Genomic DNA, 12,167 nt, shown 5'->3' with positions numbered 1-12,167 from the left:
GACTACGGGCGCATACCTCTGCGGAGGACGACGACCAGCTGCTCGATGACGTCCGGCCGGGCGGCCCCGAGGTCGATCAGGATGACGCCGGTGGCCTTGGCCGAGCGCCAGTCGATGCCGAGGGACGGGAGTTTGACGGCGGCGGCGCTCAGGACGGCCTGGAGGTCGTCGAGAATGTCGGCCGCGGCGCGACGGTCCTCGGCCGTGATCTTGTCGATCATGCTGCTCATGGGGCATCTCACTGTTCGGTGTTCGTGATCCAACGCGCTTCGGTATCCCACTCGATGCCGCCGCCGAGGGGACGGAGGAAGGCGAGTCCGTGCTGCCAGCCCATGAAGGCGGCCCAGCGGCCGGAGCGGACGTCGAAGACCCGCTCGCCGACGGAGGAGGGGCGGTAGGGGGAGGAGGGCGGAGCCACCCGTCGAACGGGCGGCGCCGCCAAGGCGATGGGATGGGAGGTCGATCGAGCCTCGGGGACGGAATCGCCGCACTGGGGGCAGAGGCAGGGCGGGAAGTTCCGCCGCAGGATCAGGCTTTCGCCAGATTGAGTGTTCGTCATATCCACCGACTAGTTCCTCTCTGTTGCCAACTCCTCACCAAGAGTGGCCAAGCGTGGCTAGCATCGGAAGGGCTTCACTTTGACAGCGCATGTTGTGGAATCGAGTGATCTCCATGCTCCAGCGGGAACTTGACCCGACCTCCTCCCCGTTCGCGGCCATCGGCGTCCAGCTTCGGCGCTTCCGCAAAGCGCGGGGACTCACCCAGGTCGAGCTGGGAAAGCTGATCAACTACAGCGACTCGCTCATCTCCATGATCGAGAACGGCGACCGTCCCGCACCCCTGAACCTCGTCCGGCGAGCCGACAAGGAGCTTGACACCTGCCAAGCACTGGAGCTCTTGTACTGGACTGCCAAGAGCAGCACCTTGATCGGTGGATTCCTCGCCTACGTCGAGCATGAGACCAAGGCCACCGCCTTCAAGATCTTCCAACTCAACGTCATTCCCGGACTGCTTCAGACCCGGGGCTACGCCTCCGCGCTCATCAATGCTGCAGCCCGGAGGGGCGAGATTCACCAGGAGAAGGCCATCGAACGCCTGAACCTCCGTATGGCGCGGCAGGCCTTGCTGTACCGAGAACCCGCTCCTTCCATCCAAATCGTCATCGAGGAAAGCTGTCTGCGGGCCGTCGGCGGCCCGTTCGTCATGGCAGAACAGCTCCGTCGTCTTGAGAGCGTGGCCGACCTTCCGCATGTCACCCTGCAGATCGCGCCGTCCAGCCTGGGCGAAGACCTCCCGGTGACCATGCCGTTCACGCTCCTGACACGCACGGACGGAACATGGATGGCCTACCTGGAGACCCTTCAACGGGGCTACGTGGAACGGGATGACGAGAACAAGATTCGTTCGCTCGCGAGGACTTACGATTGGCTCCAGGCCCAAGCCCTCTCGTGTGCGGACTCACTGAGTCTCATCCGCACCCGTCTCAAGGAGTTCGACGCCATGTTCCCCATCGCGGCCGCCAAGCCCACCTCCTGGCTCAAGTCCTCCTACAGCAACGGCGGAGGCGACTGCGTCGAGGTCGCGCCCGGTGTTCCGGGTGTCCTCCCCGTCCGTGACAGCAAGGACCCCCACGGCCCGCAGCTCACCTTCGACGCGAACGCCTGGCAGTCGTTCATCACCGGCATCAAAGCCGGCGACTTCGGCACCGTCTGATCCGCATCAACTGTCCCTCGGGGGGAATGCCTTGCCGTTAGTCGGTGATCCGAATCCGCTCAGCTTCGCGCTGCTCGGGCCGCTGCGGGTGCAGCGGGCCGCCACTGCCCTCGAACTGGGTGCGCCCCGGCAGCGGTCCGTCCTGGTCGCCCTTCTCCTCCGGCCGGACTCCGTCGTCACCGTCGACGAACTGGTCGACGACCTGTGGGGCGACCATCCGCCCGGTTCGCCCGTCGTCGCCCTGCGCTCCTACATCTCCCAACTGCGGAAGCTGCTGGAGCCGTCCCGCGACACCCCCACCGTCCTCCTCTCCCAAGCCGGTGGGTACCGTCTTGCCGTCGCACCAGACCAGATCGACCTCTGGCGGGCCAAACACCTCCACGAGCTGGCCGGCCGGTGCTCCGCCGGCCAGCCCGACCGCGCCCGCGCCCTCCTCTCCGAGGCTCTCTCGCTCTGGCACGGCGACCCGCTCGCCGGCCTGCCGGGCCCCTTCATCGACCGCGAGCGGGATCGTCTCGCCGAGCTCCGTCTCACCCTCCTGGAAGAGCGCCTCGCCCTCGACGTCACTCTGCCCGTCGCCGACCCCTCCGACTACCTCCCGGAGTTGGAGGCGCTGGCCGCCGACCACCCGTTCCGCGAGCGCCTGCAAGGGCTCCTCATCCGGGCGCTGCACCACCGGGGCCGCACGCCGGAGGCCCGCGCCGTCTACGACGCCCTGCACGCGCGACTCGTCGAGCGTCTGGGGATCGAGCCGGGCCCCGAACTCGCCGCGCTGCGCTGCGAGTTGACCGACCCGGACCAACTCCCCCCGGCCCTCCCGCACTTCACCGGCCGGGAGCACCACGTCACCGACATCACGCGAGCGCTGACCGACCACTTCGGCCCCGGCCTGCGCCTGGTGACCGTCACCGGCATGACCGGGGTCGGGAAGACGGCCCTCGCCGTCCGCGCCGCGCACACCCTCCGCCCCGGCTTTCCCGGCGGCCGCCTCCACGCGGACCTGCGGGGCGCCGACCTGGTGCCCGCCAGCGCGTCCGACATCCTGGCCGACTTCCTGACCACCCTGGGCGTCCGGCCCGCCGCCGTCCCCAAGGATCTTCCCGGCAGGTCGGCGCTCTTCCGCACGGCCAGCGCCGGCAAGCGCCTGCTCATCCTCCTCGACAACGCCCGCGATGACGCCCAGATCCAGCCGCTCCTGCCCGGTTCGCCCGACTGCGCGGTGATCGTCACCAGCCGCACGGTGCTCTACAGCGTGCCGTCGGTCCTGCACGTCGCACTGGACGTGTTCAGCGAGGACGAGGCGATCGGGCTGCTGGACTCCGTCATCGGCACGGCCCGCCGGTCCGCCCAGCGCGCCGACGCCGAGCTGCTGGTCGAGGCCTGCGGCCGCCTCCCGCTCGCGGTACGGATCGCGGCCGCCCTCCTCGCCGCGACCCCGGACCAGCCGATCGGCGATCTCGTCGCCCGCCTGGCCGACGACCGCGAGGGCATCACCGCTCTCCGCACCCGCGACGTCGCCATCGAGCAGGTCTTCGAGCTCAGCTACCGGCTCCTCGAACCGGCCCTCGCGACGGCGTTCCGGATGCTCTCCTGGATCGAGCCGGACATCGGACTGGCGTCGGCCGCCGCCGTCCTGGGCCTCACCGAGGACCGGGCGGAGCACCTCGCGGAAGCGCTGGTGGACCAGGCGCTGCTGGAGTCGATCGGCGCCGGACGCTACCGCTACCACGACCTGGTGCGCGCCTTCGCCCGCCGGACGTCGCTGCGCCTCGACACCGCCGAACGAACCACCGCCCACCAGCGGCTGCTGGCCCTGCTGCTCGGTGCCGCCCGTACGGCCTTCGCGCTCGCCGTCCCCGGCGACCCGGTGGCCGACGTCTTCGGCGAGCCGCTACCGCTGCCCGCCGCACCGCGCCCGGTCTTCGCCGACCTGGCGGACGCCCGCCGGTGGGCGCGCGCCGAGACTCCGAGCGCGGTGGCACTCGCCGCGGCCGTCGCCACGGGCGACCCCATTGACTCCGCCTCCGAACTCCGCTCCGCCATCGACCTGTTGATCGCTCTCAGCCCGCTCGGCCTCGGCGCCTTCGGCGGCCGGGCGGAGGAGGCGGCCCGGCTCCTGGTCGCCGCCGCCGTGGCCTGCGGCGACCGTGCCGCGGAGGGCCGTTCCCGCTTCCTGCTCGGCACGATCCTGCTGGCCCGGGCCCGGCTCGACGAGGCCGGCGTCGAGGCCCGGCTGGCGGCCCGGGCCTGCCACGACGCGGCGGATCCGGCGGTGCTCCGGCAGGCCCTGAACGACCTGGGCCTCATCGCGCAGGCCGAGGGCCGGCACGACGAGGCGATCACCGCCTTCGACGAGGCGGCGGCGCTCGCCCGGCGCCTCGGGCACCGCTCCGGCGAGGTGGCGAGCACCGCGAACGCGGCGCTGTCCCGGATCCGCAGCGGCCACGCGGCCGCGGCGGTGGAGACCTGCCACCGGCTCCTCGCCGAGCCGGCCGACGGGGCCGCCGACGCCGCGATGGCCGCCTACGTGCACTACGTCCTCGGGCTGGCCCACCAGGTGCTGGGCCGGCTGGACGACGCCGCCGCGCAGCTGCGGTGCTGCATCGACCGTGCGAACCCCGCCGGGGACCTGGACCGCGAGTCGGCGGCCCGCAGCCGGCTGGCGGACGTCCTGCGCCTGCTCGGACGGGTCGACGAGGCCGTGCACGAGGCGCAGCGGGCGCTGGGCCTCGCAACGCAGGGTGGGCGACAGCGCGAACGCGCTCTCGCCCACCTGGTGCTGGCCCATGCGATGACCGCCCGCGGCGACCACCTCGACGCGCGGACTCACGAGGAGCAGGCGCACCTGCTGCTCAGCCGGCTGAGCGCGCCGGAGTCCGCCGCCGCCACCACGTCGCTGCTGACCGGGCTGGCCACCGCCGACGGCGGCCTCACGGCTTCGGAGTGACGGTCGGGGCGACGGTCGGAGTGACGGTCGGGGCGACGACGAGACCGGTCCCGTTCCAGGCGACCTTGCTCGCCAGACACTGCACGTCGTCGTCCGGCCCGCCGCAGAGCTGCGCGGCCGGGACGGTCGACCCGGCCGGTGAGCCGTGCCGCACCGGCCCTCCCGCACCGACGGCGAGGGCACCCACGACCGACACCAGGACCGCCGCACCGGCAACGGCCGCGCGGACGACAATCTTTCCAGGCACTGCTGACGCTCCCTACTCGCGTGTGATCAAGCGTCCGCACGCTCGCAGGGTCCGGTAGACAGCCGATCAACGCAGCGGCCCCGGTGTGCCTCAGCCGGCTCCCGCGACCCGGAACGGACCGGAGTGCCAGTGGAGGCTGGCCGGGCCACCGGTGGGCCAGTCGTGGTCCAGGTGGCGGCGGTCGCGGCCGAGCGCGCCCAGGTCGAGGGGGCGCAGCGTGCCGGCGGTCAGGCCGGTGGCCTCGGCGGCGGTCAGCGGCATGACCGTCACGTGCCGGGAGTCGTCACCGCCCATCCAGTCGACGGACTCGGTGAAGATCCAGACGAACCGCTGCGAGCAGCCGCGGCAGCGCCGGACGTCCACGGCGAAGCGTGAACCGTCCACCACGTCGGTCTCGTGCTCGAACCCCTCCCGCTGCCCGCGCCACACCGCCTGCGCATCCCCGCCGTAGCACTTCACGCAGCCGAACTCCACCATCGGCCTTCTCATCGGTCGACTCCTGTTCCGCCCGTTCCGCGAGGTCCCGTCGCGGCCCATGATGCCCGCCCCGGCGGCGGGCGGCAGGGGCATCCGTGCAACGCCCGGTACCGGTCGCAGGGTTCCGACGGGGGTCCGCCGGGGCGGGTCGGCCCTCGGTGACGGCCGGGGAGCTGCGCGGCGAAGGGCGGCGCTCATGGCCCGTACGCAGGGCCGATGCCCCGCCGGGCCCGCCGGGCGGCTCCACCGGCGCGGTCAGCGCCCACGGCCGCGCACCCGCCGTCGACCGGCTCGACGGGGCCGGCCGAACGACACCCCTGGGGAGGAACAATTCACGGCCCGTTTCCACACCGTTCGTGCACCCGGGCGGACAGCGGGACGCCCCGGTTGACGGGCCGTCCCTGAGCGGCCACCTCCCTCGGTCCCTCGGCCTCCCGGATTGGGCCCCCTCAGCGCGCCATGCTCCGAAGCAGTTCCGGCACCCGCTCGCGCAGCTGCGGGTCGGACACGTCCTCGCCCCACGCGGTGCCCGCGCGATCGGCCAGGGCCAGGACCGCCACCACGAATCCCTCGGAGAGGGCGCGCAGCACGGGGTGGTGCAGCCCCTGGTACCAGGCCGACAGGGCCTTGACGAAGGCGCCGAACGCGACCGCGTCGAGCTCGCTCTCGTCCCCGGTCATCGGCCCGATGCCCGAGGGCAGGCCCAGCTCGGCCTCGAAGTCGGCCACTTGGCGCAGGAACAGCCGGGACACCCCGGTGGCCGGGTTCCACAGCGTCTCGCCGTCCATCTCGTAGTACTGGCTCATGCGGCCCCCCGCTCTCCTCGCCACTCGAATCGGCCCGCGTCGACACCCTCGCAGGTGGACGGGCCGTCGCCCACGCGCCCCGGCCGGGGCGGGATCGTCACATCGCCGCCCGGGCGAGGCGGAGCAGACCGGTGCGCATCCGCGGTTCGCCGATCTCCGGCAGGAGCGCCGCGACGTGATCGGCCGCCAGGGGGGCGAGCAGGGCGTGGGCGGTGTGGTCGGGGTCCGGTGTGGCGGCGAGCAGGATCGCCACATGGCGGTGCCAGAACCGGTAGGCCCCGATCCGGTACCGGGCCCCCGGAGTGGCGGTCTCGGACATGCGGACGAGCGCCAGGTGTTCCAGCAGGTAGTCGAGGTAGGCGTCGAGGAACGCCGCCAGTCGCTCGTCGGCCGGGGCCCCCGGGCCGAGTGGGGGCGGCCCGGACAGGACCGCCCCCTGCAGCACCCGCTCCCGGGCGTCCAACAGGGCGACGGCCAACCCCGACTTGTCACCGAACCGGCGGAACAGGGTGCCCTTGCCGACGCCCGCGGCTGCGGCCACCTGATCCATGGACACGGCCTCGACACCGTGCTCGGCGAAGAGCCTGGCGGCCGCCTCCAGCACCGCGGCCCGGTTCCGGGCCGCGTCCGCGCGTTCCTTGGGCGGCGGCGTCCGCAGCAGTTCCAGCGGCACTGGCGAAGTGGACTGCAGTCCGCTACTGTCTTGAGTCATAACAGGACTGTAGTCCGATTCCCTGGAAGGACGTGGCATGACCGCACTCATCACCCGCGACGACCTGGCGACGGCGATCGAGGCCGACACCGTGACCGTCGTCGACACGCTCGGCGGCGAGTACTATGCCCGGCAGCACCTGCCCGGCGCTCTGGCGCTGACCCCGGCCGACGTCGACGTCCGGGCGGCCGCCCTGCTCCCCGACCGCGACGCCGCGATCGTCACCTACTGCTCCAACCCGGCGTGCCCCAACAGCGGACAGGTCGCCGACCGACTCACCCGCCTCGGCTACACCAACGTCCGCAAGTACCGGGAGGGCATCCAGGACTGGGTCGAGGCCGGCCTCCCCACCGAAACCGCCTGACCTCCGGGCACAGGGCGAGGACTCCCCACCGAGTCCTCGCCCTGCCGCACCGACGGACCACCGCATCGGCCACCGACACGAACGCAGCACCGCACGGCCGCCGCCGAGCCGCGCCGCCACGGCTCACGCGGCGGGTGCCGGGGGCGCCGGGTTGTCGAGCAGGAGGTCGTGGCCGACGTCGGTGAGGGTGTGGCGGACCTGCTTGCCCTCGCGCCGGGTGACGATCAGGCCGGCTCCGCGCAGGGCGGTGGCGTGGGCGGAGGCGGAGGGCGGGGTGACGCCGAGTCGGCGGGCGAGTTCGGTGGTCGAGCAGGGGCTGCCCGCGACGGCGCGCAGCACCCGGGCCCGGGCGGGGCCGAGGACGGCGGCGAGACCGTCGGCGGCTGGCGGCCGGGCCGGGGGCTCGGCCGGCGGGGAGCCGACCGGGTGGAGCAGCAGGCTCTGTCGGTCCTGTCCGGCGAGCAGCCCGAGGCCTTGCTGGAGGAAGTAGTTGGGCCGCAGCTCCAGACCCCGGCCGTCCAGGTCGAAGGTGCCCTCCAGGTCGGCGAGGGTGCACTCCAGGACGCCCTCGTCCCGCCAGACCGCGTTGGGGTGCAGCGAGCCGAGCACCGCGCCGATGCCGGAGCGGGCGGCGGTGCGGGCACGGGCGGCGATGTCGGCCTCCAGGACGCGGCGGATCTCGGGCCAGTCCGGGGCCAGGCAGGAGCGGAACAGCGCCCAGGCGCCGTCGCTGACCTCACGCATTCCCCGGGAGCCGTCGTCGCGCAACCTGGCCAGGGCGGAGGGGAGTTCGGTCTCGCCCGCGAACACCGCAAGGTCGTCGTCGACGGCCTGTTGCGGTAGGGCGAGGATCGCGTCGAGCTCGTCGGTCAGCTGCCGACGGACGGCGTCGAGGTCCGCCGCCATGAAGCTGGGGACGCCGACCGCGCTCGCGTTGACGAGGTCGAGGAAGCGCCCGGAGCGGTGCGGCACATGGCGGCGGACGTCGCGCCACCAGCGCTCGCTGCGCGGCCCGACGCACTGGCGCACGCCCAACTGGGCGGTGCCGGCCATCAGGTGGTCGAGCGGCGAGATGACGAACCGGGTCCTCGCGAGGTCCGCGACCCCGAACCTCAGTGTGATCACGAACCGCCCCCCGGCTCCCCGCCACCGCCGTGACCTGGCGCTTTCCCGACCAGCTCGACCGTCTTCACCATTAGGCCCAGAGGCTAATGCATGGCGACGGCCCGGCCGCGCTTGGCATGCTCTCCCGGGTCGGCGCGGCACGGGCTCGCTCCGGCCCCCACCACGAGGGGAGTGGGGGCCGGAGCGCCACCCGGTGGTTCGGTAAACCGAACGGTCGGGGCCGCCCAGCGAACCGGCTCCGCAGCCCTGTCGGTGGTCGCCGGCTCTGTCGGTGGTCCTCGGTCCTGCCAAGGGTCGCCGACTCTGTCAGTGGTCGCCGGCTCCGTCAGTGGTCGCCGGCTCCGTCAGTGGTCGTCGTGGCCCGGCGAGGACCCCAGCGCCGGTCGTGCGACGGCCGGCAGTGCCGAGTCACCCGCCGGCCCGCCCGCCGGCTCACCCACCGGCTCCTCGGCGTCGGCCAGGTGCAGCCGCTGCTCCGCGCGGTACTGCAGCAGGAGCACCGAGCGCACCGGCTCGCCGCCCACCGCGGTGTAGGAGTGCGGCAGCGAGGCGTCGAAACCGACGTAGTCGCCGGGGCCGAGCTCGACCTCCCGGCGGCCCGCCCGCACGCGCAGCCGGCCGGCCTGGACGATGGTGTGCTCGGTGCCGATGTGGCCGCCGGAGATCTGGGTGCCGTCGGTGCGCACCTGCTGGTCGTAGACCTCGAACACCACGTCCCCGGACTCGATCCGGCGCAGCGGGCGCAGGTCGACGCCCCGGCCGCTCAGCACCTCGACGTCGGCCGCCCGCACCACCGTCACCTCGTCGGCGGGCCGCGCCTCCACCAGGTCGGAGATCGGCACGCCGAGCACCCGGGAGAGTCCGAGCACGGTCTCCAGGGTCGGGTTGCCGGCGCCGGCCTCCAGCTGGGAGAGCGTCGCCTTGCCGATCCCGGCCCGCCGGGACAGCTCGGACAGCGAGAGCCCGTGCTGCGCCCGCACCCGCTTCAGGTTGGCGGCGAGCACACTCCGGACGGATTCCCCGCCCCCGGCGGCCTCCCCGCCGTGGACGGACCGCCCGCCCCGGACGGATTCCCCGGCGTCGTTCACGCTCGACCTCTTCTCTCCCGGCACCGTTCGATATACCGTACGGGACGCATGCCGACGGACGGGGCAGCGTAGCGGAGCACACCGCATCCACCACCCTCACCAGGAGACCGTAGTGACCGAGCCCGCCGACACCATCAAGTACCGGAAGAACGGCCTGACCCGTGGCGTCACGGACGAACTCGCCGAGAACATGAAGCAGGGCTGGGCCGACACCGAGCGCACCGCGCTGGAGCCGGTCCCGCAGGCCGCGCACACCGCCCGCCGCCGCGCCGAGCTGTCCGCCGCCTTCCCCGGCGAGCTGCTGGTGGTCCCGTCCGGCAACCCCAAGGTGCGGGCCAACGACACCGACTACCCGTTCCGCCCGTCCTCCGACTACGCCTACCTGACCGGCGACCAGTCCCAGGACGCCGTGCTGGTGCTGGAGCCCGCCGGCGCGAGCGGCCACACCGCCGTGCTCTACCTGCGCAACCGCTCGGAGATCGACAACGGCGAGTTCTGGCTGGACACCCACGGCGAGCTGTGGGACGGCCGGCGCAACAGCCTGACCGAGAGCGAGCGGCTGCTCGGCCTGCCCTGCCGGGACGTCCGCACCGTGCACGCCGACCTGCGCGCGGCCACCGGCCCGGTGCGGGTGCTGCGCCGCCACGACGCGGGCGTGGAGGCGGCGCTGGACGGCCGGGCGGTCGCCGAGCGGGACGAGGAGTTCGAGACCTTCCTGTCCGGACTGCGCCTGGTGAAGGACGAGTTCGAGATCGCCGAGCTGCGCTTCGCCTGCGCGGCCACCGCCCGCGGCTTCGAGGACGTGGTGCGCGTGCTCGGCACCGACACCGCGACGGCGGAGCGGCTGATCGAGGGCACCTTCTTCGTCCGGGCCCGGGTCGAGGGCAACGACGTCGGGTACGGCACCATCGCCGCGGCCGGGCCGCACGCCACCACGATGCACTGGGTGCGCAACGACGGCCAGGCCAGGCCCGGCGACCTCCTGCTGCTCGACGCGGGCGTGGAGACCAACCACCTCTACACCGCCGACATCACCCGCACCCTGCCGGTCAGCGGCCGCTTCACCGACCTGCAGCGCAAGGTCTACGACGCCGTGTTCGCGGCGCAGGAGGCCGGCATCGCCGCGGTGAGGCCGGGCGCGGACTTCCGCGACTTCCACCGCGCCGCCCAGCGCGAGCTCGCCGAACACCTCACCTCCTGGGGCCTGTTCGGCGACCTGACCGCCGACAAGGTGTACGAGCTGGGCCTGCACCGCCGCTTCACGCTGGCCGGCACCGGCCACATGCTGGGCATCGACGTCCACGACTGCGCCCACTCCCTCACCGGGATCCACGTGGACGGCCCGCTGAAGCCGGGCATGGTGCTCACCGTCGAGCCGGGCATCTACTTCCAGCTGAACGACCTGACCGTGCCCGAGGAGTACCGCGGCATCGGCGTGCGGATCGAGGACGACATCCTGGTCACCGAGGACGGCAACGAGAACCTCTCCACCGCCCTCCCCCGCCGTTCCGACGAGGTCGAGGCCTGGCTGGCGGCCCTGCGCGGCTGACGGCCGACGTCCCCGCGGGGCCGGGCCCAGACCCGGGTACCGGCCCCGGGGCCCGGCCGCGCGGGGTCAGCCCGCCAGCGGCTTGACCCAGCGGCTCCACTGCGGCTGCGGCCGGTAGCCGGCGGCCTGCCAGGTGCGGTGGCCGAGGGGGTTGTCGTCCAGCACCATGGCGTCGACGCGGCGGCCGCCGAGCTCGGCGAAGCGCTCCTCGGCGGCGGCGATCAGCGCGGCGCCGATGCCCCGGCGGCGGTGTTCGGGGTCGACGGCGAGGCGGTAGAGGTGGCAGCGCCAGCCGTCCCAGCCGGCGATCACGGTGCCCAGGAGGGTCGCCGGGTCGTCGGCCGGGGTGGCGACGATCAGGCACGCGGGGTCGCGGGCGAGCAGGGCGGCCACGCCCGCCGCGTCGTCCGTGATGCTGGTGCCCTTGGCTGCCCGGGCCCAGAGGGCGAGCAGGGCGGGGATCTCGTCGGGGCTGGCGGGGCGCAGGGTTATCCGATCGGTCATGGGGGTCTGTCTAGCAGTCACTCCCGTCCCGTCACCGGGATTTCCACTCCCCGGACGGCCCATGTCCGCATGCCCCCATGTCCCCATGTCCCCACCGTCCCCCGACGGCCCGTGTCCCCGCGACGGAACGACGGCGCCGCCCGCCCCGGCCCGACGAGCGGGCGGGGCGGGCGGCGTCGACCGACGGGCGTGCCTCAGAAGTGGTGCGAGGTCTCGCGGTCGGCCTTCTCGATCTGGTCGATCCGGCGCTGCAGCGCGTCGGCCTGGGCGCGGGCCTTGCGGGCGGCGGCGTGCTCGCCCTCGTGGTCCAGGCGGTTGGCCTTCGCGCGCAGGTCGGCGACCTGCTGGCGCATCTTGTTGAGGTCAACGGTGATCGAGGCGGCGGCCGCGGGCTGCGCGGTGGCGACCTGGGCGACCGTCGCCAGAGCGCCGCCGGCCAGGGCTGCGGTCAGGACGAGGGCGGAGATGCGTCGACGCATGGTGACTCCTTACGGTGGTGCGGTTTCGCTGGCTGGACATCATCGGATTACCAGCCGGTAACCATGGTGGCATGACTGTTCGTCACCGATCGCACCGGAGCCGCTCGGACACCACACCCGCACCGCACCCGCACCGGAACCCCATCGCTCCGCCGC

14 protein-coding genes are annotated in these 12,167 nt (G+C 73.2%); 4 read left to right on the top strand and 10 right to left on the bottom strand.

What is annotated here, in order from left to right:
- Positions 1-2 precede the first annotated feature (2 nt).
- Together ABT048_RS35600 and ABT048_RS35595 are read right to left on the bottom strand one after the other, a co-directional pair.
- A complete protein-coding gene (locus tag ABT048_RS35600) occupies positions 3-230 on the bottom strand; it encodes a hypothetical protein (RefSeq protein WP_350525747.1) in 228 nt (75 codons plus the stop codon).
- An 8-nt stretch (positions 231-238) separates the two neighbouring features.
- On the bottom strand, positions 239-418 hold the full coding sequence (locus ABT048_RS35595) for a hypothetical protein (RefSeq protein WP_350525746.1): 180 nt from the start codon (positions 416-418) through the stop codon (positions 239-241).
- Positions 419-672: 254 nt separating this feature from the next.
- Here ABT048_RS35595 and ABT048_RS35590 point away from each other — a divergent pair, with 254 nt between their 5' ends.
- Both ABT048_RS35590 and ABT048_RS35585 read left to right on the top strand, forming a co-directional pair.
- Positions 673-1,713: a helix-turn-helix domain-containing protein gene (locus ABT048_RS35590; protein ID WP_350525774.1), complete on the top strand. Its 1,041-nt coding sequence runs from the start codon at positions 673-675 to the stop codon at positions 1,711-1,713.
- 31 nt (positions 1,714-1,744) lie between these two features.
- The gene (locus ABT048_RS35585) at positions 1,745-4,660 is read left to right on the top strand and encodes an AfsR/SARP family transcriptional regulator (protein ID WP_350525745.1); all 2,916 of its coding nucleotides are present in this window, start codon (positions 1,745-1,747) and stop codon (positions 4,658-4,660) included.
- Here the strand turns inward: ABT048_RS35585 and ABT048_RS35580 are convergent.
- From ABT048_RS35580 to ABT048_RS35565, 4 genes are all read right to left on the bottom strand, one after another.
- Positions 4,644-4,907 (bottom strand): hypothetical protein, encoded by a 264-nt coding sequence (locus ABT048_RS35580; RefSeq protein WP_350525744.1) that lies wholly within the window; start codon positions 4,905-4,907, stop codon positions 4,644-4,646. The two genes, ABT048_RS35585 and ABT048_RS35580, sit on opposite strands and share 17 nt — an antisense overlap.
- A gap of 90 nt (positions 4,908-4,997) precedes the next feature.
- Positions 4,998-5,396, bottom strand: coding sequence for a hypothetical protein (locus tag ABT048_RS35575; RefSeq protein WP_350525743.1), 399 nt, complete (start codon positions 5,394-5,396; stop codon positions 4,998-5,000).
- Between the two features lie 437 nt (positions 5,397-5,833).
- On the bottom strand, positions 5,834-6,190 hold the full coding sequence (locus tag ABT048_RS35570) for a DUF6086 family protein (RefSeq protein ID WP_350525742.1): 357 nt from the start codon (positions 6,188-6,190) through the stop codon (positions 5,834-5,836).
- A gap of 97 nt (positions 6,191-6,287) precedes the next feature.
- Positions 6,288-6,902, bottom strand: a complete 615-nt coding sequence (locus ABT048_RS35565) for a TetR/AcrR family transcriptional regulator (RefSeq protein ID WP_350525741.1) — start codon at positions 6,900-6,902, stop codon at positions 6,288-6,290.
- Between the two features lie 37 nt (positions 6,903-6,939).
- On the opposite strand from ABT048_RS35565, the gene ABT048_RS35560 reads away from it, so the two are divergent.
- On the top strand, positions 6,940-7,266 hold the full coding sequence (locus ABT048_RS35560; RefSeq protein WP_350525740.1) for a rhodanese-like domain-containing protein: 327 nt from the start codon (positions 6,940-6,942) through the stop codon (positions 7,264-7,266).
- Positions 7,267-7,389: 123 nt separating this feature from the next.
- Here the strand turns inward: ABT048_RS35560 and ABT048_RS35555 are convergent, their stop codons facing one another.
- Together ABT048_RS35555 and ABT048_RS35550 are read right to left on the bottom strand one after the other, a co-directional pair.
- Positions 7,390-8,391, bottom strand: a complete 1,002-nt coding sequence (locus tag ABT048_RS35555; protein ID WP_350525739.1) for an ArsR/SmtB family transcription factor — start codon at positions 8,389-8,391, stop codon at positions 7,390-7,392.
- 344 nt (positions 8,392-8,735) lie between these two features.
- Positions 8,736-9,479: a helix-turn-helix domain-containing protein gene (locus ABT048_RS35550; RefSeq protein WP_350525738.1), complete on the bottom strand. Its 744-nt coding sequence runs from the start codon at positions 9,477-9,479 to the stop codon at positions 8,736-8,738.
- Positions 9,480-9,564: 85 nt separating this feature from the next.
- Between ABT048_RS35550 and ABT048_RS35545 the strand changes: the two genes are divergently transcribed.
- Positions 9,565-11,028: an aminopeptidase P family protein gene (locus tag ABT048_RS35545; RefSeq protein ID WP_402800136.1), complete on the top strand. Its 1,464-nt coding sequence runs from the start codon at positions 9,565-9,567 to the stop codon at positions 11,026-11,028.
- 66 nt (positions 11,029-11,094) lie between these two features.
- On the opposite strand, the gene ABT048_RS35540 is transcribed toward ABT048_RS35545, so the two are convergent.
- Positions 11,095-11,532: a GNAT family N-acetyltransferase gene (locus tag ABT048_RS35540; RefSeq protein WP_350525736.1), complete on the bottom strand. Its 438-nt coding sequence runs from the start codon at positions 11,530-11,532 to the stop codon at positions 11,095-11,097.
- Positions 11,533-11,726: 194 nt separating this feature from the next.
- Positions 11,727-12,011, bottom strand: coding sequence for a hypothetical protein (locus ABT048_RS35535; protein WP_350525735.1), 285 nt, complete (start codon positions 12,009-12,011; stop codon positions 11,727-11,729).
- Positions 12,012-12,167: the final 156 nt, after the last annotated feature.

The organism is Kitasatospora sp. NPDC096140 (genome assembly GCF_040303045.1).
GTDB lineage: Bacteria > Actinomycetota > Actinomycetes > Streptomycetales > Streptomycetaceae > Kitasatospora.
Note: the sequence above shows the minus strand (reverse complement) of the source record. Positions and strands in the feature narration are given on the sequence as shown.